The organism is Candidatus Flexifilum breve, assembly GCF_016713355.1.
The window spans coordinates 12454-34927 of sequence record NZ_JADJPI010000022.1 but is presented as its reverse complement, the minus strand read 5'-3'; the positions used below and the strand labels follow the sequence as shown (position 1 = coordinate 34927).

Below are 22474 nucleotides of genomic sequence, written 5' to 3'. Positions count from 1 at the left end.
GTGTTCGTTGTTGTCGTAAGTTCAGCGCAAGGAACCAGACCGTATTGTGAGAGCAACACACAATACCTGGGAAACCAAAAAATGATAACCCTGGCCGAATTTACAGAAACAGCAGATATCGAAACGTCGTCGGACGGGTACGCGACACGGTTTGCGGGCGGCGTGGGCAGGTGGTTCCTGAGCGTCCAAGAACAGGCGACCCTGCGCATGCTCGCACCGTATCCCGGCGCGACCGTGCTGGATGTGGGCGGGGGGCATGGGCAGATCACCGGGGCATTGATCGCGGGTGGATTCGATGTAACCGTGGTGGGCAGCGACCCGATCTGCGCTCAGCGCATTCAGCCCTACATTGATGCGCGCCGCTGCTCGTTTGAAGTGGGCGATATGCTCAACTTACCATACCCTGACAAAGCGTTTGGCGTGGTCATCAGCTACCGGCTGCTGCCCCACGTCACCCAATGGGAACGCTTCATCAGCGAACTGTGCCGCGTGGCCGAAAAGGCCGTCATCCTCGACTATCCCGAAGTCAACAGCGTAAATGCCTTTGTGCCGCTCTTCTTCAACTTCAAGAAGCAGTTGGAAGGCAACACCCGCCACTATACGAACTATCGCCGCGCTGACCTGCTGCGCGTCTTTCGCGAACACTGCTTCATCTATGGCGAGAGCTACGCGCAGTACTTCGTGCCGATGGTGGTGCATCGGAAACTGCAAGCGCCGACCGTTTCGGAGCGCATGGAGCGCGTGTGCCGCGGCTTCGGGTTGACCCAGCGTTGGGGCTCACCCGTGATCCTCAAAATGATCCGCGAGGGGGCAGGATGAAAATTCTCCTGCTTGCGCCGCAGCCGTTCTATCAGGAGCGCGGCACGCCGATCGCGATCAAGCTGCTGCTGGAGGTCTTGTCGCAGCGCGGCGATCAGGTCGACGTGATCACCTTTCACGAAGGCGCAGATATCGCGCTGCCGGGTGTGACGCTGCATCGCATCCCCGCGCTGCCTTGGCTGAAGAACATCCGCCCCGGCTTTTCGCCGAAGAAGCTGGCCTGTGATGTGCTCATGCTGCCGCAGGCGCTGCGCATGGCGGCGCGCGGCGGCTACGACTACGTGCACGCGGTCGAAGAGGCGGCGTTCATCGCCTACGCGATCCGGCGGCTGTATCGCATTCCGTACCTGTACGACATGGATTCGTCGCTCTCCGGCCAGTTGACCGAGAAGATCGGCGTCTTGAAGCCGCTGCTGCCCGTGTTTCGCGGATTGGAAGGCATCATGATTCGCGGGGCAGAGGCAGTCGTGCCCGTGTGCGACGCCCTGCGCGACGATGCCGTGCGCTGGGGCGCGAAGAAGATCGCCGTGCTCTACGATGTGCCGATGCCCGCCGAGGTATGCGCTGTCCCCGTGATCGACGTGCGCGCTAAGTACGGGCTGACCGGACCCATCGCCATGTACGTCGGCAACCTCGAAGGGTATCAGGGCATTGATCTGCTGCTGGAAAGCTTCTGGCTGGCGGCACAGGATGCCGCCGATCTCGACCTCGTCATCATCGGCGGCAAGCCCGCTGATATCGAGCGCTACACGACCATCAGCCGCGATTTGGGAATTGCCGAGCGCGTGCATTTTCTCGGCCCGCAGCCCGTCGCGCTGCTCTCGGCGTACCTGGCGCAAGCCGATCTGCTGCTTTCACCGCGCATCAAGGGCAGCAACACGCCGATGAAGCTCTACTCGTATCTGGAGAGCGGCAAGCCGATTCTGGCGACGAATTTGTGGACGCACACGCAGGTGCTGACGCCGCAGTCGGCGGTGCTGACCGACCCGCTGCCGCGCGCCTATGCTGATGGTCTGCTGCGCCTTGCAGCGAACGTGGCCTTACGCGACCAGATCGGCGCGGCGGGCGCGCAGTTGATCGCGACCAAATACAACTATCAGACCTTCTACCAGACGATCACTGATTTGCTGGCCGAGATGGAACAGGCCAGCGGACTGCGAGGGGCGGCATGAAGCGCGATCTCGTCAATCTGGCAGCGACTACCTACGACGTCGTGATCATTGGCGGCGGCATTTATGGCGCGACGGTGGCGTGGGAAGCGGCCTTGCGTGGGCTGAGCGTAGCGCTCATCGAGCGCGGTGACTTCGGCGGCGGCGCTTCGGCGAACAGCCTCAAGACGATTCACGGCGGGCTGCGCTACCTGCAAAGCGCCGATTTCCGACGCATGCGCCACTCCATCCACGAGCGGACCACGCTGTTACGCATCGCGCCGCACCTCGTGCATGTGCTGCCCGTGCTCGTGCCGACCTATGGTCACGGCGTGAAAGGCCGCGAGGCCATGAGTGTCGCCATTCGCGTGAATGACGCGCTGAGCTTCGACCGCAACCGCGGGCTGGACGCCGCCAAGCATGTTCCCAACGCGCACATGATCAGCCGGGCGGAAACGCTGGCGCTTGCGCCGGGCATCAACCCGGACGGCTTGAACGGCGGCTGCGTCTTCTACGATGCGCAGGCGTACAACACCGAACGGTTGACGCTGGCGTTTGTGCGCACGGCGGAGAATATCGGCGCGGCGGTGGCGAACTATGTCGAAGCGGTCGGCTTGGTGTGTGCGGACGGGCGGGTGCGCGGCGTGCGGGCGCGGGATCGCTTTACGGGTGATGTGTTCGAGATCCGCGCGCAGCGGGTGATCAACACGGCGGGCGCGTGGACGAGCGTCGTCAACGGGTGGCTGCACGCGGACCCGCCGCCGCCCCGGCTGGCGAAAGCCATCAATGTGATCACGCGGCCGCTGTTCAAGACGCACGCGGTCGGCGTGTCGGGCGCTGGTCGGCTGTACTTTGTCTCCCCATGGCGTGGTCACTCGCTGATCGGCACGGATTACGCGCTGCACGTCGGCGACCCGGCCACCCTGCGCGTGACGGAGCGCGACATCAACGGGCTGCTGGCGGCGGTCAACAGCGCGCTGCCAGCCGCCTGCCTGACGCCTGACGATGTGACTTTCGTGCATCGTGGTCTGCTGCCGATCGACGGTGTGGACATGCGCGGGGAGGTCAAGCTGAGCACGCATCCGCGCATCAGCGACAGCGGGCGCGGCCTGATCAGTGTGGAGGGCGGCAAGTACACCACAGCGCGCGGCGTGGCACAGCAGGCGGTCGATCTGCTGTTCAAAAGTCTGGAACGGTCGAGCCCGCCCTCGGTGTCTGCCGTGACGCCGCTCTACGGGGGCGCGTTCGCATCGTTCGATCAGTTTCTGGCCGAGCAGAGCGCGCGCAATCCGCATGGACTGCGCCCAGACACTATCAAGCGGTTGGTGCTGAACTACGGCACAGAGTATCCCAACGTGCTGCGCTATGTTGAGCGCGCGGAGCTGCCCGAAGCGCTGGCGGTGCTGCGCGCGGAGATTCGGTACGCGGTCAAGCATGAGATGGCGCAGACGCTGGCGGATGTCGTGCTCCGCCGCACGGAACTCGGGTCGGTTGCACCGCCGAGTGAGTCGTATTTGCGGTTTGCCGCGCGGGTGATGCAGTCGGAACTCGGTTGGACGAATGAGCGTGTGCTGCGCGAAATCGACGCAGTGCAGGCGCACTACCGCTGGTGACCGCATAGGACATACGCAACCTTACTTCCGACTCTTCTCCTAAATGCTTCATCCGGTAAAAGGTCGAATATGGATTCGTAGGGGCGCACGGCCGTGCGCCCCTACGAAAAAGCGCTTCCTTTTCTGCAATCAATTGCTGGACGGAGCACTAAAGTAGGCACTCGAAAGTCCCAATGTAGGGGTAGACCTATGTGTCTACCCGGTTTCGGGCGCACACACAGGTGCGCCCCTACATCCATTCGTGGATTTGTTTCGAGAACCTACTTAAGTCAGTGTCCGAAAGACGCCAAAACAGTAGGCGTGGGTAGACAAAACACCGATTCTGAATTGCCCGCATGTCTTGCCCCCTACAGCAGCAAAAATGACAGATTTTCGAATGCCCGCTCACAGTTTGGGAGTAACAGATGCAGGTGACAAAAACCGCGCCCGAGTGGGCGCTGGAGCTCTTCAATAAATCGGTGCTCAAGCGCCGCAAGTACCGGGAAGTGACCGCGCTGTTAGGTGACTTCGCCGGGCGGCGTTGTCTCGATGTGGGCTCAGATAACGGTGTGATCAGCTACTTGCTGCGGCAGCAGGGCGGCGACTGGTCGAGCGCCGACCTCAACCCGCAGACGGTGAACGCGATACGTGAGCTGGTGGGCGACGAAGTCTATCAGATCAGTGGGGAGGCGCTGCCATTCCCCGACCAAACCTTTGACCGCGTAGCGATCATCGACTTCCTCGAACACATCCCAGATGACCGCCGTTTCGTCGACGAACTGCACCGTACGCTCAAGCCGGGCGGCTGGCTGATCATCAACGTGCCGCATCATAAAAGCACTGCGCTGCGCCGTTTGCGCTTCCGGTTGGGGCAAACCGACGAGAAACATGGGCATTTGCGCCCCGGCTACACGCTTGACGATCTCCAGGGATTGCTCGGCGAGCGCTTCAGCGTCGAATCGGCCCACACCTATTCCAAATTCTTCTCTGAACTCATCGACACGCTGATCGTCTTCGCCGTCACCACGCTGAAAGGCGGCGGCCACAGCGAGAAGGGGCTGGTCGTCACGAGCAGCGACCTCAAGGCGAACAAGTCGATGTTCCGGCTGTATTCGCTCATTTATCCGGTGGTGTGGGTGTTCAGCCAGCTCGACGCGCTCGTCCCCGCCAGCGGCTACATGCTCATTGTCAAGGCGCGCAAAAGCGAGCCTACGGGGCACTCACGGATCGCTTAGGCAGCAGACGGCGAATCAAGGTCGGCTGATAGGGAGGTGTAAGGCCTAAAGTTATATTGTTTCCAATGTAATCGAACGTGAGTTAGGGATAAGGTGAACGCACATCGATCTATTTCTAGAGCAGTTCCCCTCACCCTCTAGCCGCCTGGCGACTTCGTCTGTTTTACCCCTAACTGACGTCAATTGTTCGTGACTCACGCGCATCCCCGCTGTGAGCTCTGGAGAAGAGGACAACCAGCTTTTGCGCAAACAACTGCTGTCCATCGTGTCGATCAGCCTCACGGTGCTGTTGATGTATCTGGTGATTTCATCAGTTGGCCTCGACGAACTGATCACCGCAGTGCGGAATGCCAATCCACTCTTCATCCTGCTCGCGTTCCTGTGGGCACAACTGCTTAACCTGCCCGGCGTGTTCAAGCTGCAGGGATTGCTGCGGGCGCAGGGCTATCGCGTGCCCTTCTTCTATCTGTTCCGGGTGTATCACATCGGCGTTTTCTTCAATCACTTTCTGCCCTCCAACGTTGGCGGTGATTTCGTCCGCGCTTATGAGATCGGCAAGACCACCCATGACCCGGCGACCAGTCTGGCGGCGGTGTTTGTCGAGCGGCTGACGGGGTTCATTGTGCTCGTGATCTTCGCGGTGATCGCGCTGGTCACACGCATCGCCCTCGTGGAAAACCCGCTGCTCACGCTGGCTGTGCTGGGAGTGACGTTCGGGCTGATCATGATCGTGTGGTTAGCCGTCGACAAGCGGCTGATCGTTTGGTTCGAGCGGGTGCTGCCCAAGCCGCTGCACAAGTACCTCGCCAAGTTCGGCAAGTTCCAAACGTCGCTCTACCGCTACCAGAACCAACCGCGCGCGCTGCTGCGGGCGTTGTGGTGGTCGCTGCTGTTCAACGCGGGCGCGATTGTGTATTCGTGGCTGACAGCGCTCGCCTTTCACCAGCCGATCAGCCTGCTGGATCTGGCGACGATCATCCCCTTGACGATGGTGGTGGCGATTGTGCCGCTGTCCTTCAATGGCATTGGTTTGCAGGAATGGGCGTTCGTGCTGCTCTTCCCGCTGATCGGCGTTCCGGCTTCGGTCGGGTTATCGGCCATGCTCACCATCCGCCTAATCACATTGAGTACGGCGCTGCTGGGTGGTGTGTTCTATCTGCACAAGCAGTTTCGGCGAGAAGCAGCCATCGCCTAGTTAGGGAGACATCAATGCTAACGACGCAAGGGGAACGTGCCGTTCCCAAAGAGCAGGTGCTGCAGGATATTCAGGCCAGCACGTCGGCGCTCCAGCGCTACGGCAACTTCTACGTTGGCAGCAGTGATCTGAGGGCGATCTTGCGCTATGAAATGGCGGCCTCATTGCTCAGTTGGCTGCCCGGCGCGCTCGGATTGGGGCTTAGAAAGGCCGTCTACCCGTCGATCTTCCGGTCGATGGGCGCGGATGTGATGTGGGGGCGCAACATTGTGCTGCGCCACCCCAATAAGATCAGCGTGGGCAGTCAGGTTGCTATCGACGACAACTGTCTGCTCGACGCGAAAGGCGGCGGTGAGGCGGGCATCGTCATTGGTAATCATGTGCTCGTCGCGCGCAGCACCATCATTCAGTGCAAAGGCGGGACGATCTCGATTGGGGATCACGCTACCATCGGCAGCCAGACGCAAATTGCGTCGGTCGGCGGGATTTTCATCGGCAGCCATGTTCTTATTTCCGGCCAGTGCTATTTTGGCGGCGGTCGCTACATCACCGACGATGCGGACACCCCCATCGTCAAGCAGGGGCTGTATTCCAAGGGCGCAACCGTCATCGAAGATGATGTGTGGATCGGTGCGGGCGCGCTGATTCAGGATGGCGTGCACATCGGGCACGGCAGCGTGATCGGCGCGGGTGCGGTTATTCGCGAGGATATCCCCGCGCAGACGGTGGTCGTCCCCAATCAGCGGCTCGTCATGCTGCCGCGCGAAAAAGGAGACTAACCACGATGATTGACCAAACTGCGCGCATTCTGAACGCGATCTACGCGGCGATTGACGAGCTCAACCAGCAGCTCCCGGCGGATAAACGCCTGAGCAAAACGCCCGACACCGTCCTCTATGCGAAGTCCGGCGTGCTCGACTCGCTCGGCTTCGTCAACCTGATCCTCGCGGTCGAAGAGAGCATCGAAGATGAGTTCGGCCTCGCGGTCAACATTGCCGACAAAGTCGCCACCGCGTCGGAGGCCAACCCGTTTCGCACGGTCGCCACGCTGACCGAGTACATCGAACCCCTGATCGAAGGCGAAACCAGCAGCGACGAGGCGATTTAGCCGCTGCTTCGACCTCACCCCCGATCCCTCCACGAATTCAGGGAGGGGAGAACGAAACCGGGATGAGGAGAATTGATCACACGCAGCATCATTCTGTAGGGGCGCAGCATGCTGCGCCCCTACAGAATGATGCGATTTATTTCGAGGGAAGAGATTTGGACACCCAACACTTGCGCGCCGCGCTGATCGGCGATTTTAACCTTGGCAACTTTGCCAACTACCTGAGCAATGACGACTCCACCCCGCTCGTGCAGGCCGCCGCGCCACCGTATGGACAGGTCGCGCAGATTTTGATGAATCCCGACCATGAGACGTGGGCGACTCGCCCCGATGTGGCCGTGATCTGGACGCGCCCTGATGGCGTGATCGCCTCGTTCAAGCGCCTGCTCGACTTCGAGCAGGTGTCACTCGATCAAATTCTCGCCGAAGTCGAGCAGTTCGCCGCGTTGATCGCGGTCACGTCCACGCGCGTCAAAGCGGTGTTCATCCCGACGTGGGTTGTGCCAACGTGGGTCGACGGCCTTGGCCTGCTGGATATGCGCGACGGGATCGGCGTAGCCAACACGCTCATGCGCATGAATCTGCGGCTCGCGGAATATCTGCGCGACGTGCCGAATGTCTACCTGCTCAACACGCAAAAGTGGATCGAACGCAGCCGCATGCCGTACCAGCCAAAATTCTGGTATATGGCGAAAGTCGCGTTTGGCAACGATGTGTTCAAAGAGGCCGTCCGGACGATCAAATCGGCGCTGGTCGGCATTTCTGGCAAGCGCAAAAAGCTGATCGTGCTCGACCTCGACAACACGTTGTGGGGCGGCGTGGTCGGCGACATCGGCTGGGAGAACCTCAGTCTCGGCGGGCACGACGCGACGGGCGAAGCGTATGTCGACTTTCAGCGGGCGCTCAAGGCGCTGACGCGGCGCGGCATTGTGCTCGGCGTGGTCAGCAAGAATGAGGAGAATGTCGCGCTCGACGCCATCCGCCAGCATCCCGAAATGGTGCTGACGCTGGACGACCTCGCGGGCTGGCGCATCAACTGGCAGGATAAGGCGCAGAACGTCGCCGATCTGGTGACGGAACTGAACCTCGGCTTCGACTCGGTCGTCTTCCTCGACGACAACCCGGCGGAACGAGCGCGCGTGCGCGACATGCTGCCGGATGTGCTGGTGCCGGAACTGCCCGAAGACCCGATGCTCTACGTCAAGACACTGCTCAGCCTCGGCGTGTTCGACGCGCCGACGCTCACCGCCGAAGACGCCGAACGCACCAAGATGTATGTGACCGACCGCCAGCGCACCGCGCTCAAAACGGAGATTGGGTCGCTGGATGATTGGCTGCAAACGCTCGGCGTGCGCGTGGAAGTCGCGCCGCTCAACACGAGCACGCTGCCGCGCACCGCGCAGTTGTTCAACAAGACGAATCAGCTCAACCTGTCCACGCGGCGCATGGGCGATACTGAACTCATGGCGTTGGCGCATGAGCCCAATCACCGCCTGTGGACGGTCAGCGTGACCGATAAATTCGGCGATCTCGGCCTGACGGGTATCATCAGTCTGGAAATTGAAGGCGACCGCGGGAACATCGTCGATTACGTGCTGAGCTGCCGCGTGATGGGGCGCAAGGTCGAAGAGACGATGCTGGCGGTGGCGGTCGAGTATGCGCGGACGCTTGGTCTGCGCGAGGTGGCTGCCGTTTACTTGCCGACTGCCAAGAACAAGCCCACGCTCGACTTCTTCAAGCGTTCCGGCTTCGCGTACATCGACGAGACGCAGACGTTCACGTGGGCGACGAACGATCCCTACCCTGTGCCCAAGGGCATCGAACTGGCGGTCGGGGAGGCTATTTAACCCATATCCACCCCACCCCCGGCCCCTCCCCGAATTCAGGGAGGGGAGCCGACATTGCTCGCTATGCCTATCAGAATCTGCGTCACGGAAACGTGTTTGTATAGAGACGCATAATAAAACATCGGTTCATGTCCCTCTCCCCATGGAGAGGGACGGCTCGCGCAGCGAGCAGGGTGAGGTTGATCTGGAACACCTGTTCACAAATCATTCCCGGTTCGACATGGAGCAGCACACGAATGTGAGGAGAGAGTCCCATGCAGAAGATCGTCACTAACCTGTGGTTTGACACGCAGGCGGAAGCAGCGGCGCGCTTTTACTGTTCGCTGTTCAAGAATTCGCGCATTGTGAACGTCTCGCATTACACCGACGCCGGGCCGCGCCCCGCCGGCGAAGTCCTGACCGTCGATTTTGAGCTGGACGGGCAGCGCTTTACGGCGCTCAACGGCGGGCCGGAATTTAAGTTCACCGAGGCGATTTCGCTGCTCATCAACTGCGCGGATCAGGCGGAGGTCGACTACTTCTGGGACAAGCTCACCGCGGACGGCGGCGAAGAGAGTATGTGCGGGTGGCTGAAGGACAAGTACGGGCTGTCGTGGCAGGTCGTGCCGCGGGGCTTTGACGAGATGATGTCGACGGGCAATACCGAAGGCATCAACCGCGCGATGCAGGCCATGTTCAGTATGCGCAAGCTCGACATGCAAGCCTTGCAGGACGCCTTCGACGGGAAGTAGGCGTTAGGATGGGCTATTGGTGGGACGAGGTACGCCTCGTCCTATTTGGAAGATCATTTATTCCGTAGTTTCTTTTTGAGGTTGCGAATCTCGGTGATAACTTCGGATCTATCTCCATATTGCATCGGTCCACGCATATCAATATAGCGCTCAAAATCCCTAATAGCGTTACTAAACGCGCCTCTTTCTTTTTCCGCAAGTCCGCGGTTTCTGTAGTATATGAGTTCCCCGGTTTTGAACCTATAGCCCGATCGTAGTCCTTAATTGCACCTTCAAAATCACTATTCGCTTTGCGCGCAATTCCACGATTGTTATATGCCATGTGGATGTCAGGCATCCTTAAATCAATACAGCTAGTAAAATCTGCAATTGCAGCGTCCAAATGGCCGTATAGTGGCTGGATATTGCCTCGATTATAGTAAGCGTTGGCATATTGAGGATTGAGACGGATAGCTTCAGTATAGTCCGCTATCTTTCCACCATAGTCGGATTCATCTCGAGCCAAACCACGACTGAAATATTCTTCAGCAGTCAATTGCTTTTCCGTTGGTTTCGGCTGGCTCTCAACTTCAGCCTGCTTTGCCGCCACTGCAGTCAAATCGGCGGAGGGTGTTGCCGTGATGCTCATACCAACAGGCGATTTCAAGAAGCGTGTCCGCAGCCGACCTAACGCCTCTTCAAAATAATCGAATGGAACATTAATCGCGTTGTAGCGCGGGAGTTCGGCGAGTTTACCCGTAAAGCGCTGCGTGGTGGCAGCGTCAAACTTGAAGTCACTTGCCAGAATCGGCACGATGTTGCGCCTGTGCAGCATGGCATGTTCAATCTCGCGGCGCAGCCAGTCGTCGGGGTCGTTGATGCGGTCAAACGTGCCGGGGGTGCACAGCAGCAGGAAGTGCGCGCGCGCTTCGATCTGCCGCAGGATGATCTCGTCAAACTGCCCGGAGTCGATGCTTTGGACGTCCATAAACACATCGTAGTTGTGCTGTTTCAAGTCCATGTAGATGGCGCGGGCGAGGTAGCTGCTGGTGCTGCGGCGGTAGCTGATGAAGACTGTGTTGTGGACTTGCTGGGTCATGCGCGGCGCTCCCATCGAGGTGTGCTGATGTTAGCGAGTATAGCATGAAAACCTCACCCTGTTTGCGCCCCGCCTTTGCCCCTCGCCCTCTGGAGAGGGGCGGTTGAGCGCAGCGAAACGGGGTGAGGTCAGGCAGTCGAGGGTGAGGCTAGGCTTTCAACACTTGCTCATACACCGCCAGCGTTTCGCGGGCGGTCTTGCGCCAACTGTAGCGCGTCGCCTGCGACAGCCCGCGCGTGATCTGCGTTTCGCGCAGCGGCTCCTGCTCCAGCAGCGCGATGATCGCGCCCGCCATTTTGCGCGCGTCGCCTTTGGTCGTCAGGAACGCGCCATCGCCCGTGACTTCTTCCAGCACGGGGATCTCGTTCGCCACGACCGGCGTGCCGCACGCCATCGCTTCGAGCACGGGCAGGCAAAAGCCCTCGTAGACCGTTGGGAAGGCGAACACGTCCGCCATGCGATAAATCGCGGGCTTGTCGGCCTCGTCCACATAGCCGAGCCACTGCACCCACTCGCCGATGCCGAGTTCGGCGATGTACTTCTTCAAATCAGGGAACATGGGCGATCCCCACTGTGGCTCGCGCCCGGCGATGACCAGCGGCACCTCGCCGCCCTCCGCTTCGATCACATACGTGAACGCCAGCAGCAGTTGATCGACGCGCTTGCGCACGTCAAAGCCGCCGAGGTACAGCACATAGCGATCCGGCAGGTTGTACTTGGCGCGCACGTCTGGGTCGTGCTCCGCGCCCATGCGCGGGTTGTACTGCTCGTCGGCGGCGAGGTAGGTCGTGGTGATCTTCTCCGCCGGGATTTTCAGGTATTGGACGATGTCGGCCTTTGCCGCGTCGCTGATGGTGATCACGTGCGCTGAACCGCGCCCCGCCGCGCTGACGAGTGACGTGTACAGGCGTCCGCGCCAACCGGGGGAGTATTCCGGCATGACCAGCGGGATCACGTCGAGGATGCTGGTGATCAATGGGATCGGTGATGAGAGCGGCGTCCCCCAGTAGGGCACATGCGCGATGTCGGCGCCGCAGCGTCCCGCCATCTGCGGGAAGGTCTGCTGCTCAAAGCGCACTTTGCCGAGGTTGCCCCGGCTGCCCGTCGTAGTGATCAGGCTGACATCGGCGGGGAGATCGTCGGCGCTGGTCAGTCCCGGCGGCAGCACGAGCGTCATCTGCAGATCAGGCGCGACCCGGCGCAAGGCGTGCAGCAGCCGCCGCAGATATTGTCCGCTGCCCGTGTTCGGCTGATCCCAGAACCAGCCGTTGAAAGCAATGTGCATAGGTTCGTTCTCGTCCTTTTTACGTCGGGGGAGCGTCTCTGTAGGGGCAGACCTGTGTGTCTGCCCCATGAGCAGGGCGCACACACAGGTGCGCCCCTACGTCAAACACCGGATCGGCGGGCTTATTCTTCGCGCACGGGCTGATCTTTGCAGGTGCTGCACAGACCGTAGAATTCGAGCAGATGCCCGGTCAGACGCACGCCGAGGCGTTCTTCCAGCGTGTGGGTGAGCGCGCCGAGGCTGCAGTCCTCAAATTCGATCACGCGGCTGCACTGCGTGCAGATGATGTGATGGTGATGGCCGTCCGGCATGAGCACATACGTCGGCGTGACGCTGCTGTCAATGTACGTCGGGCGGACCAGCGACAGGCGCGTGAACAGATCCAGCGCGCGGAAGACGCTGGCGCGACCGATGCTGGAATCGAGCGCCTCGACCTGATCGAGCAGTTCGGTGGAGGTCATGTGACCTCCGCCGCGTTCCAGCGCGTTCAGCACGGTGATGCGGGCGTGGGTGAGTTTGTACCCCGCGTCGCGCAGTCGCTGCATACGGGGGCTGATAATCTCCTCTGACATCGCGCCTTCTTCCTTGACAAATTGACCCAACTGAGATACCGTATCACTTGAGACACCGTATCAATTACAATAGGGAAAACAATGCGTCGTCGTGTACTACTCATTTTACCTCTGATTCTGACGTTTTCTGTAGGGGTGATCCGCGCGCAAGACCCAATCAACGTCGTCGCGACCACGACGATCCTCGCGGATGTCGCGCAGAATGTCGCCGGAGACGCCTTTACCGTCGCCGCACTCATCCCCGCCGATACCGATCCCCATGCCTTCGAGCCGTCCACGAGCGACGCGGTGCTCGTCGCGCAGGCCGATCTGCTGCTGTCGGTCGGCGCGGGCTACGAAGCCTTCCTCGCCGATCTGCTGACCACAGTGGGCGAAAATATCCCGGTCGTCGTCGCCTCCAATGGCGTCGAGATCCTCCCGTATGGCGAACACGAACATCACGACGAGGCTGCCACGCCAGAAGCCGACCACGAAGATGAACATCTCGGTGTGTTGGGCGTCGATCTGGAATGCGCAGCCCACGAACATGAAGAGGAAGCTGGCGCCGAAGACGAGCATGATCACGGCGGTTGTGACCCGCATGTGTGGCACGATGTCGCCAACGCGGTCATCTGGACGAACAACCTCGCCGACGCCTTCGCCGAATTTGATCCCGCGAATGCTGCGACCTATCGCGCGAACGCCGACGCTTACATCGCCGAATTGGACGCATTGCAGGTTGAAATTCAGACCGCGGTGAGTACGATTTCCGAGGATCAGCGCGTCTTAATCACGAATCACGAGTTTATGGGCTACTATGCGCATGCCTATGGCTTTGAAGTCGCCGCGACCGTGCTGCCGGGCAGCGCCACTGGGGCAGAAGTCGCGCCGCAGGAGCTCGCCGCGCTGATCGAACTGGTGCGGACGGAAGGCGTCCCGGCGATCTTCGCCGAGAACACGACCACGCCGCAAATCGCCGAACTGATCGCGCAGGAAGCGGGCGTCACGGTGGTGACGACGCTGTACAGCGATGCGCTTGGGGCGGATGCGCCCACTTATATCGACATGATGCGCGCCAACACTCACACGATTGTCGACGCGCTGAGTTAGCCTCACCCCACCCCCGGCCCCTCCCCGAATTCAGGGAGGGGAGACAGCAGAGTCATCGTTTTGCCCTCGCCCCGTTTGTGGTTGAGGGGTTGGGGTTAGGCCGTAGGGACGCGATTTATCGCGTCCGCTCGTTTATGATAAAGCATGGGATGCCCTGAATAGCATCCCGATGAAGGCAAGAGCCATGGCAGTGTTTGAACGAACCGCAGTCATCCAGATTTCGCAGGAACGCGCGCACCCCGCGTTGATCGAAGCGCGCAACCTCACCGTCAACTATGAAGGCGACAACACCGCGCTGGAAGACGTGAGCTTTCGCATCGAACGCGGCGATCAGGTAGCGATCATCGGGCCGAACGGCGCGGGCAAATCCACGCTGATCAAGGCGCTGCTCGGGCTGCTGCGCCCGTCCTCCGGCACATTCGAACTGAACGTGCCGCGCGAACACATCGGCTATGTGGCGCAGCATGAGGCGGTCGATTGGACGTTCCCGGTCAGCGTGCGTGATGTGGTCATGATGGGCTGCGCGCGCCGAATTGGCTGGTTCAAACCGCCGAAGCGCGAACATCAGCACATTGTCGATCAGGCGTTGGCGCGCGTCGGCATGACCGAGTACGAGCACCGCCAGATCGGCGAATTGAGCGGCGGTCAGCGGCGGCGGGCGTTCATTGCGCGGGCGCTGGCGCAGGATGCCGAAGTGCTCATCCTCGACGAACCGTTCAGCGGCGTGGATTCGGGCGCGCAGGCCGACCTGATGGCCGTGCTTGACCGCCTCAACCGTGACGGACTGACAATCCTGCTCTCCACCCACGACCTCGATCTGACCTTCGGACGCTTCCCCAAGGTGTTGGCGCTCAAGCGCACGCTGATCGCCTACGGTGAACCGCAGCATGTGCTGACCGCCGAAACGCTCTCGCAGTTGTACGGTCAGCGCTTGGTGACGTGGCAGAATGGGCGCGAAGTCAGCGTCTTCGTGGACGATCACCACTGCACGAATTGCTAGGGGAGCGGTTAGCCGTTAGCGATTAGCTGAAAGATAAGTTGTTCCGGGCTTCTGTAGGGACAAGGCATTCGGCTATTTCATAATTGGTGAAAATACTCAGCCTCACCCCCGATCCCTCTCCGAAAAGACTGAAGACGGGACACTTGTAACAATCGTCCTCTTGTAGGGACGCGCTTCTGCGCATCCGTGGTTAGCAGATGATCTTCTAGGCTTGTCCGCAAAATGCGAAAATATCCAAGGTCAGTATGCTCTCAAGCGCCAACAGAGAGCAAGTATGGACTTGGACACCTTTCTCACTACAGTATAGGTGCTGGTGGATGACTGGTACGCGGCCAGTTGTTCGGCCTGCTGCTTGTCTCGGACGTGCCCGCGCACATACTCCCGCTGTCGTAACCGGCCCGCCTTGCTATGCCGATAGACAGCGTCAAGTGCTTGAATTTGTTTGGCGCTTTGCGGGGAGAGGAGGAATGCATGAAACCACTCCTCCTCTCGCTAGTCTAGGCTAACTTTTCCCTGTGGTTGCACTTAGTACGTTTCCCAGACAGGTTCACCGGAGAGGATGCGCCGCAGTTGGCGCGGGAAGCGTGATCGGCTGATCGGCTTGCCGATGTAACCATCGAAGCCCGCGGCGCGGCACTTAGGAATTTCCACGTCGGCGTCCTGTGCGGTGACGGCGATCACCAGCACTTTTTTGAGCTTCTCGTCGGCACGAATCTGCTTAATGACGTCATAGCCGCTCGTCATGGGCAGGTTGAGATCGAGGAACACAATATCCGGGATCGGCTTCATCGCCCGCGCCAGTTCGACCACGCCTTCGCCCGTGGTGTTGATGTAGGACTTGATCCCCAAATGGCGCATCATGACGCCAATAATCGCCATCCCGCCGGCATCGTCTTCCACCGCCAGCGCGTTGACCTTGGTAAAGTCAAAATCGGGCGCGTACACCATGACACCCCTCACAATCGCAGTTCATCTACTACTATGAATGCGCGATCATAATTAAATGTGCGACAACTTGCAAATCTGGTAGTCCACAAGTCCGCCCCCTGTTTTTCGGTGAGAATGCACAGACAGACATGGGAAGGCGGGGACGGGGACTCACCTCACGAATACTGAGTTTACCCGCCGTCCCTCTCCTTTCGGAGAGGGACGGGGGACAGTTATTGCATTTGGGTGCATCGAGGCGTAAATCTGAGGAGAAATATGCTTCGTAGGGATGCATCACTAACGTCTTGACGAAGAGCGGCGCTGTCCGCTCACAGATACCCGTTGGCGGTGTACCAGTCGGCGGTGCGCCGCAGCCCTTCACGCAGATTGACCTGCGGTGCGAAGCCCAACTCATTCACCGCCCGCGAGATATCGAAAGCGCGCGCCTTGCGGAAGAAGTCGATGCGGCGCCGGAACAGCGGCGGCTCAATCTTGAGCGGCTTGAACGCCATTTCGACCGCGAATGCGGCCGCATAAACGGGCGCGAGCGGGATATGCAGGCGCGGCGTGGGGACGTGCAGCACGTCGGCGATGAGCTCGACCAGCGTGTTCAGCGTAACCGTTTCGTGCCCCGCGAGAATATAGATGCGCCCGACCGCGTCGGGCTGTGATCCACACAGCAGAATACCGTCGACCAGATCGTCAATGTACACCATCTGGTAGAGCGTTTCGCCGGAGCCGATCATGGCGAAGCGCCCGGTTTTGATCCCCTTGAACAGCTTGCGAAAGCGCAGATCGCCGGGGCCGTAGATGCCCGCCGGACGAAAGATGACCACGGGCAGACGGTCACGGAAGCGCTGCGCGATCTCCTCGCCTTCCAGCTTGGTTTCCTGATAGATATCGCCGGGATTGTAGGGCGAATCTTCGGTCGTGGGGATGTCCTTGCAGTCGCCATGCACGCCGACCGTCGAACAGTGGACAAAGCGCCGGATGCCCGCTTCGGTCGCCGCCTCCAGCAGATTCTGCGTGCCACACGCGTTGATATCGCGCATCTCCTGGTCAGAGACATTGGTCTGACGGTAGAGCGCCGCGATGTGGTAGACCGTATCGATGCCCTGCATGGCCTGTCGGACGGCGTCCTTGTCGCGCACATCGCCGATCACGCTCTCGGCGGACGCAAACTCCGCGACGGGTCGCCGGACGAGCAACCGCACTGTTTGCCCGTCCGCGATCAAACGGCGCGCCAAATGCCCACCGGTAAAACCGGTTGCCCCCGTAACAAGCACGGTCTGTCCCATCCGTCACCCCCTCGTATGTGTTCCCCGCGAGTATAGAGAGGTCGAAACTGGGCACCTAGGGGCCGTTCGGCTACAAACGTCGGGACAGCCGGATAATAAATAACCGCCTTACAAGTCTACGAAAACTCCTGCAGCACGCGCCGCGCGATCACCATGCGCTGAATTTCGCTCGTGCCTTCGCCGATGCTCATGAGGCGCTGATCGCGATAGATGCGCTCGACCGGGAATTCGCGGCTGTAGCCGTAGCTGCCGTGAATCTGAATGGCGTTCTTGCACACGCGCTCCGCGACCTCGGTCGCCATGAGCTTGCCCATCGCCGCCTGTTTCGTGAAGTCTTTGCCCTGATCTTTGAGCCATGCGGAGCGATAGACCAGCAGGCGGGCGGCGTCGATCTCCAGCGCGGCATCCGCGATCATCCACTGAATCGCCTGATGCTCGCTGATCGGCTTGCCGAAGGCGCGGCGCTGCTGCGCGTACTTGACCCCCTCTTCGAAGGCGGCCTGCGCCAGCCCGATGCTCAACGCGCCAATGCCGATGCGCCCGTTGTCGAGCGTCGCCATCGTCTGATGGAAGCCGCGACCCACTTCACCGAGCACCGCATCGGCAGGGACGCGCACGCCGTCCAAGCTGAGCATGTGCGTAGGCGAGCCCTTCAAACCCATCTTCTTCTCTGGCGGGTGAATGGTCAGTCCCGGCGACTTGGTATCGACCAGCAGCATGCTGAAGCCGCGCGCGCCTGCATCTTTGTCGGTGCGGCACAACACCGTGATCACCGGCGCGATGCCCGCGTTGGTGATCCACGCCTTCGACCCGTCGATCACCCACTCGTCCCCCTCGCGCCGCGCGAACGTCTGCACGCCGTTGAGCAGATCCGACCCGGCATTCGGTTCGGTCAACGCCAGCGCGCCGAGCACCTCGCCGGAGATCAGCGAGGGGAACCACTGTTCATGCTGTGCGGGTGTGCCCCAGCGTTTGATCGGCGCGCAGCCGAGGCCGTTGTGCGCCGCCAGCGAAAGCGCCGTCGAGCCGCACGCGCGCCCGAGTTCTTCCATAGCAATCACAATGCTGATCGTATCGACTTCCGTGCCGCCCAACGCTTCCGGTACTTCGAGGCTGTTCAAGCCGATGTCTTTCATTTTGCGGATCACATCCCAGTGGAGCTGCCCGGTTTCGTCGACTTCGGCGGCGTGGGGTTTGACTTCGGATTCGCAAAACTCGCGCACGATGCGCTGCCACATCTTTTGTTCCTGATTCAGTTCAAAATCCATGTTTTTTGTCCAAATCCGGCGGTCTATTGATCGAAATGTACGCCATTCTGTAATATAGTATACCTGACGGGAGGGACGGTATGCCACGACTTAATCAGCGGCTGGGGCTGACGCGCTACGAAGCGGACGAAGCCTATAAGCAAGCGCTCGACTTCTACAAAAAGGGCGATCTCGATAACGCCGAGGATCAACTGGGCAAGGCCATCGACGCGCTGCCGGGCAACAGCGAATACTACGCGGCGCGCGGGCTGCTCTTCCTCGAAGATGCCGAGTACGAGCAGGCGGAAGCCGACTTCGTTGAGGCGCTGCGCCTGTTCCCCTATGAGATGCTGGCGCACTATGGGCGCGGCGCGATCGCCTACAAGCGCAAGAAGTGGGACGAAGCGCTTGAACACTTCACGAAGGCCTACCACGCCAAAACTGACCGCCCGGAAACGCTCTACTATCTGGCGCTGACGCACTATCAGCGCGGCGAATATGCCAGCGCCGCCGAGCGCATGTTCGCCGCGAACGAGCTGTTCGAGAAGGCGAACGACAAGCGCAAAGCCGATTCCGGACGCTGGCTCAAAGAGCTGGCAAAACACCGCCTGCCGACGCAAAAATCGCTGCTGGAAGGTGGTTAGCAGTGATCAGTTCGCAGTGATCAGTTCACAGTTGACCGTACGAATCGCGCCTCGCCCACCCAACCGGGTCGAGACATGCTAGACGACCTGAAGTCGTTTTTGGGGCCAGCGGACGCAATGAATTGCGTCCCTACCCAAGCGCCGTTTTCTCGGAGGGGCGCGATTGAGAGGGTGTCCAATAAGGGTGTCATTGGTAGGGACGAGGCATGCCTCGTCCTAATTTCTAGAGAAGGATACAGAGGACAAGGCATGCCTTGTCCCTACAAAACCTCTCTAATCAAGATGCCTGTGTGCTTTTTAGACACCCTCTTGATCGCGTCCGCTGTTTCTCACCCCACCCCGAATTCAGGGAGGGGAGCCAGATGCGGGCGCGTCGTTGCCATGCAGTCGATGAGTCAGTGATTTTGACTGTGAACTGTAAACTCTCCACTGTAAACTCTCCCCATAAACTATTTTCTCGTTCAGGAGGTTGTATGCGTGGGTTGAAATGGCTGGCTCTGAGCTTGGCGCTTCTGCTGGCGGTCGACGCGGTCTCCGCGCAGGCGAATTGGTCGGCGTATCTCTTCAACAGCGTGACGCGCGAACTGGTGCGCGTCGGTCTCGACGGGACGCAAACGGCGATCCCGCTGAATCTGCCGGAAGGCGCGTTCCTCGGCGAAGCGGATACCGCTTTCACCAGTGACGGCAACACGTTGGCCTACTGCGCGCTTGACTACAGCCAGGCGAATTCGGTGGCGACGCTCAACGTGGTCGATGCGACGAACGGCATGCCGCTCTATCAGCAGACGGTCGGGCAGACGCTCGGCTGCTGGCTGGAATACAGCGCGGATAACTCGATGCTGACGGTGGGCACGGTCAACTACTTCGGCGGTGACCCGAACGCCGATGTGTCGCGCCCGATCTGGGAACTGCATATCCTCGACGCGGACAGCGGCAGTCTCATGGCGTCCATGAGTCCGCTCGACCCCGACGCGACCAACCTTGGCCTGCTCAACGACTTCGCCATCATGCCAGACGTGCGCTACTTCGACAACAATCAGGTGATCTTCACGGGCGTGATCTGGGGGTCAGAAGGCGCGCCGATTGAACCCGCCTTTCTGTGGGATCTGAACTCGTCCGCGCTGCAGCCGTTCGACGACTGGTGGCGCTGGGGCTTGTCGGTGAGCGGCACGGATGTCGTGTGGTTGGATAACGACCCGACGCTCCCGGTTGGCAACCCCGGCGGCCCGATACCCGCCAGCAACGTCGTGCGCATGCGCGATGCGGCGGGCGAAGTCGTGACGATCTATCACAGCCCGGATTGGATTTTGGCTGACACTGAGTTCATCGAGGATGGACAGCGGTTGGCGCTTTCCCTGCTCGAACCGTTTGACGAGACTAACCCGAGCGAATCCAACGACCTGCGCTGGATCGCGTTGGATCGCGCCGGCAATGTGACCGAACTCGCGACCACGACCGGCTTTTCGCAGGTGGCGAGCGCCCCCGGCGGCTACGTCTACCTGTACGCCTCCGGTCCGGAGGTCGGCAACACGATGACGCTGGAATACCGGGTTGGCGCTCAGGTGCAGACGTTGTTCACGGGGCGGTCGGAGAATTCCGGCGCGGCATGGAATCTGATCTGGACGACGCCGGGCACGCCGGTCAGCGGTCTGCCCGGTTTCATGGTGCAGTAAGTTAGCCTCACCCCCTAACCCCCTCCGAGCGGAGAGGGGGAGAAGCTGTGCGGTGTTGAAGCCCCTCTCCCCCGGGAGAGGGGTTGGGGTGAGGCTAGTTTTCTAGCCCGGGAATCTCGACCGTGAATGTCCAGTTTCCGGCGTAGTGATCACTGAAGGCGGTCTCCATGGCCGTCTGAATCAGTTGGCCGACATCCCCCTCTGGCTGATCCGTAATCTCGTAGCCGAAGCCTTCCCCATTCGCCTGCGTAATTGTCACCTCGACGCCCTGTTCCGCCAGCAGTTGGCGGAAGGCTTCAGCGCGTTCTGGCGTGTAGCTCGCGGACGTGCGCAGTTCGCTGGCCGAGAAGGTGAACGTGATGGGCGTGTAGTCGTACGGCGCGTAGAACTCATAGGTTACGCAGCGTTCCCGGTCTTCCGGCGTGGGCAGCGCGTTGAGTCCCCAACCGGCAACGGCGGTGTCAGCGTCGCCCGCGCGCAGCGTGAGCACCGGGCTCCAATCGCGGTCATCGGGCAGGGTGTAGCAGACTTCGGCGACCGTCATTGACGGGACAACCCTCACTGACTTGAGCGTGAGCGTGACATCGTTCGACTCGACCGTTTGCTCCGTCTCTACGCTGATCTCCGGATAATGCGGCAGCGTGAACGTAAATTCGAAGGGGCCAACGCTCGGCAAGCTGTCACCCACTTCCGGTGTGCTCTCTACCGCTCCCGGCGGGATCACTGCGCCGCCAGCGGTGGCACCGCCGCCACCCCCCCCGGATCCGCCGCCAAAGCCGCTGATCCCCACTTCCATCTGCTCCACGGGCAGAAGCGTCAGGTCGACGTGCATGACCAGCTCTTCCGGGGCATCGTCGGCAAAGGTGATGTTATAGCTGGTCATGTACTGCGATTCGCGCCCCACGCCCTCGCCACCACCCCCGCCGCCGCCGCCATCAGCGACGAAGCTGTTCGCATCGTCATACAGGCGCAGATCGGTCGTGTTGTAGTAGATGTTTTCTTCCGGCGCGGTGACGCTGTAGCCGAAGGCGATGCGCTGGGCATCGGCATACGCCCATTCCAATTTGACGGTCACGCCGTCGATGGTCTGCGTCTGGTTGACGTCGGTGATCAGGTTGTTGGCGCGCGCGCCTTCCAGCCCCGGATCGCCGATCTGACTGCTGACGATGGCAAACACGGTCGTGCTGACGGCGAACATCAGCACGACGACGATCAGCAGGGAGAGGCTGCGTGAACGGCGGCGCACCCCGGCTAACTGCGAATGAATCTCCGGTAGTAAATTCATGGTATCGGGTATCTCCTCATGGGCAGTTTCGTGGAGGGATTGCGTGATGAGGCGGTTTTTCAGGTCGGTCATGTTACACCCCCAACCACGCGGTGAGCGCCGCGCTCATGACCGGAGCGAGCAGTTTTTGCAGGCGGGAACGCGCGTCATGCAGCCGCCATTTGACGGTACCGACGGGCACGCTCAAGGCGGCGGCGATCTCCGCTTCGCTCCATTCGAGGTAGAAGCGCAGCACGGCGACCGCGCGCTGTTTAGGCGGCAGTTGCCCCATGGCTGACCACACGGCGCGGCGCACTTCATCGCGTTCGAATTCGCCCGCCGGATCGCTCGTCCAATCCGGCAGCAGATCCGCCAGTGTCACGCCGTCGTCGCCCGCGTCCATCGAGAGATCACGTTCGCGTTTCTGCGCGATCTTGATCGCCTCGTGGACGACGCAGCGCACCAGATAGGGCGCGAACGGGCGGCGTGGATCGTACTGGTGGATGCGCTCGATCAGCCGCACGAACACGCTCTGCGCCGCATCTTCCGCCGCGCCGCGGTCGCGGGTGATCAGGAACGCCGCCCGCGTCACTTCGACCTGATAGCGCAGCACGAGCACATCCAGCGCCCGCACATCCCCGCGCCTCAAGCGGGTGATCGCCGCCTGCTCATCTTCAAGCTGAACCGCTGGCTCCACAATCCCTTCCTTACGGATAAACGTT

The 22474-nt window shown here is 60.6% G+C and carries 21 protein-coding genes; 13 read left to right on the top strand and 8 right to left on the bottom strand.

Annotated features, from left to right (window positions below):
* Positions 1–81 precede the first annotated feature (81 nt).
* The 9 genes from IPK17_RS19575 to IPK17_RS19535 all read left to right on the top strand — a co-directional run bounded on the left by IPK17_RS19575 (position 82) and on the right by IPK17_RS19535 (position 9675).
* The gene (locus IPK17_RS19575; RefSeq protein ID WP_343419383.1) at positions 82–819 is read left to right on the top strand and encodes a class I SAM-dependent methyltransferase; all 738 of its coding nucleotides are present in this window, start codon (positions 82–84) and stop codon (positions 817–819) included.
* The gene (locus tag IPK17_RS19570) at positions 816–1991 is read left to right on the top strand and encodes a glycosyltransferase (RefSeq protein ID WP_343419382.1); all 1176 of its coding nucleotides are present in this window, start codon (positions 816–818) and stop codon (positions 1989–1991) included. Before IPK17_RS19575 ends, IPK17_RS19570 begins: the two co-directional genes overlap by 4 nt.
* Positions 1988–3580, top strand: a complete 1593-nt coding sequence (locus IPK17_RS19565) for a glycerol-3-phosphate dehydrogenase/oxidase (protein ID WP_343419381.1) — start codon at positions 1988–1990, stop codon at positions 3578–3580. The genes IPK17_RS19570 and IPK17_RS19565 overlap by 4 nt, the downstream gene beginning before the upstream one ends.
* A 404-nt stretch (positions 3581–3984) precedes the next feature.
* Positions 3985–4794 carry a class I SAM-dependent methyltransferase gene (locus IPK17_RS19560; RefSeq protein ID WP_343419380.1) on the top strand — a complete coding sequence of 270 codons (810 nt, stop codon included), beginning with the start codon at positions 3985–3987 and terminating at the stop codon, positions 4792–4794.
* A gap of 241 nt (positions 4795–5035) precedes the next feature.
* Entirely contained in the window at positions 5036–5989 is a 954-nt protein-coding gene (locus IPK17_RS19555) for a lysylphosphatidylglycerol synthase transmembrane domain-containing protein (protein WP_343419379.1), read from the top strand.
* A 14-nt stretch (positions 5990–6003) separates the two neighbouring features.
* Entirely contained in the window at positions 6004–6768 is a 765-nt protein-coding gene (locus IPK17_RS19550) for an acyltransferase (protein ID WP_343419378.1), read from the top strand.
* Positions 6769–6773: 5 nt separating this feature from the next.
* Positions 6774–7097, top strand: coding sequence for an acyl carrier protein (locus IPK17_RS19545; RefSeq protein ID WP_343419377.1), 324 nt, complete (start codon positions 6774–6776; stop codon positions 7095–7097).
* A 155-nt stretch (positions 7098–7252) separates the two neighbouring features.
* A complete protein-coding gene (locus IPK17_RS19540; RefSeq protein ID WP_343419376.1) occupies positions 7253–8944 on the top strand; it encodes an HAD-IIIC family phosphatase in 1692 nt (563 codons plus the stop codon).
* Positions 8945–9198: 254 nt separating this feature from the next.
* On the top strand, positions 9199–9675 hold the full coding sequence (locus IPK17_RS19535; RefSeq protein ID WP_343419375.1) for a VOC family protein: 477 nt from the start codon (positions 9199–9201) through the stop codon (positions 9673–9675).
* Positions 9676–9688: 13 nt separating this feature from the next.
* On the opposite strand, the gene IPK17_RS19530 is transcribed toward IPK17_RS19535, so the two are convergent.
* The 3 genes from IPK17_RS19530 to IPK17_RS19520 all read right to left on the bottom strand — a co-directional run bounded on the left by IPK17_RS19530 (position 9689) and on the right by IPK17_RS19520 (position 12610).
* Positions 9689–10753, bottom strand: coding sequence for a TIR domain-containing protein (locus IPK17_RS19530; protein ID WP_343419374.1), 1065 nt, complete (start codon positions 10751–10753; stop codon positions 9689–9691).
* Positions 10754–10901: 148 nt separating this feature from the next.
* Positions 10902–12038 carry a glycosyltransferase family 4 protein gene (locus IPK17_RS19525; RefSeq protein ID WP_343419373.1) on the bottom strand — a complete coding sequence of 379 codons (1137 nt, stop codon included), beginning with the start codon at positions 12036–12038 and terminating at the stop codon, positions 10902–10904.
* A gap of 122 nt (positions 12039–12160) precedes the next feature.
* Entirely contained in the window at positions 12161–12610 is a 450-nt protein-coding gene (locus IPK17_RS19520; RefSeq protein ID WP_343419372.1) for a Fur family transcriptional regulator, read from the bottom strand.
* 81 nt (positions 12611–12691) lie between these two features.
* On the opposite strand from IPK17_RS19520, the gene IPK17_RS19515 reads away from it, so the two are divergent.
* Positions 12692–13699, top strand: coding sequence for a metal ABC transporter solute-binding protein, Zn/Mn family (locus IPK17_RS19515; RefSeq protein WP_343419371.1), 1008 nt, complete (start codon positions 12692–12694; stop codon positions 13697–13699).
* Between the two features lie 184 nt (positions 13700–13883).
* Positions 13884–14699, top strand: coding sequence for a metal ABC transporter ATP-binding protein (locus IPK17_RS19510; protein ID WP_343419370.1), 816 nt, complete (start codon positions 13884–13886; stop codon positions 14697–14699).
* Between the two features lie 525 nt (positions 14700–15224).
* On the opposite strand, the gene IPK17_RS19505 is transcribed toward IPK17_RS19510, so the two are convergent.
* The 3 genes from IPK17_RS19505 to IPK17_RS19495 form a co-directional block, all read right to left on the bottom strand.
* The gene (locus tag IPK17_RS19505; protein ID WP_343419369.1) at positions 15225–15647 is read right to left on the bottom strand and encodes a response regulator; all 423 of its coding nucleotides are present in this window, start codon (positions 15645–15647) and stop codon (positions 15225–15227) included.
* A gap of 308 nt (positions 15648–15955) precedes the next feature.
* The gene (locus IPK17_RS19500) at positions 15956–16924 is read right to left on the bottom strand and encodes an NAD-dependent epimerase/dehydratase family protein (protein ID WP_343419368.1); all 969 of its coding nucleotides are present in this window, start codon (positions 16922–16924) and stop codon (positions 15956–15958) included.
* 116 nt (positions 16925–17040) lie between these two features.
* Entirely contained in the window at positions 17041–18192 is a 1152-nt protein-coding gene (locus tag IPK17_RS19495; protein WP_343419367.1) for an acyl-CoA dehydrogenase family protein, read from the bottom strand.
* An 80-nt stretch (positions 18193–18272) separates the two neighbouring features.
* Between IPK17_RS19495 and IPK17_RS19490 the strand changes: the two genes are divergently transcribed.
* Positions 18273–18815, top strand: coding sequence for a tetratricopeptide repeat protein (locus tag IPK17_RS19490; RefSeq protein ID WP_343419366.1), 543 nt, complete (start codon positions 18273–18275; stop codon positions 18813–18815).
* Between the two features lie 473 nt (positions 18816–19288).
* Positions 19289–20488, top strand: coding sequence for a hypothetical protein (locus tag IPK17_RS19485; protein ID WP_343419365.1), 1200 nt, complete (start codon positions 19289–19291; stop codon positions 20486–20488).
* Positions 20489–20582: 94 nt separating this feature from the next.
* Here the strand turns inward: IPK17_RS19485 and IPK17_RS19480 are convergent, their stop codons facing one another.
* Both IPK17_RS19480 and IPK17_RS19475 read right to left on the bottom strand, forming a co-directional pair.
* Entirely contained in the window at positions 20583–21845 is a 1263-nt protein-coding gene (locus IPK17_RS19480; protein ID WP_343419364.1) for a DUF4179 domain-containing protein, read from the bottom strand.
* A 1-nt stretch (position 21846) separates the two neighbouring features.
* Positions 21847–22449, bottom strand: a complete 603-nt coding sequence (locus IPK17_RS19475; protein WP_343419363.1) for an RNA polymerase sigma factor — start codon at positions 22447–22449, stop codon at positions 21847–21849.
* Between the last annotated feature and the right edge of the window lie 25 nt (positions 22450–22474).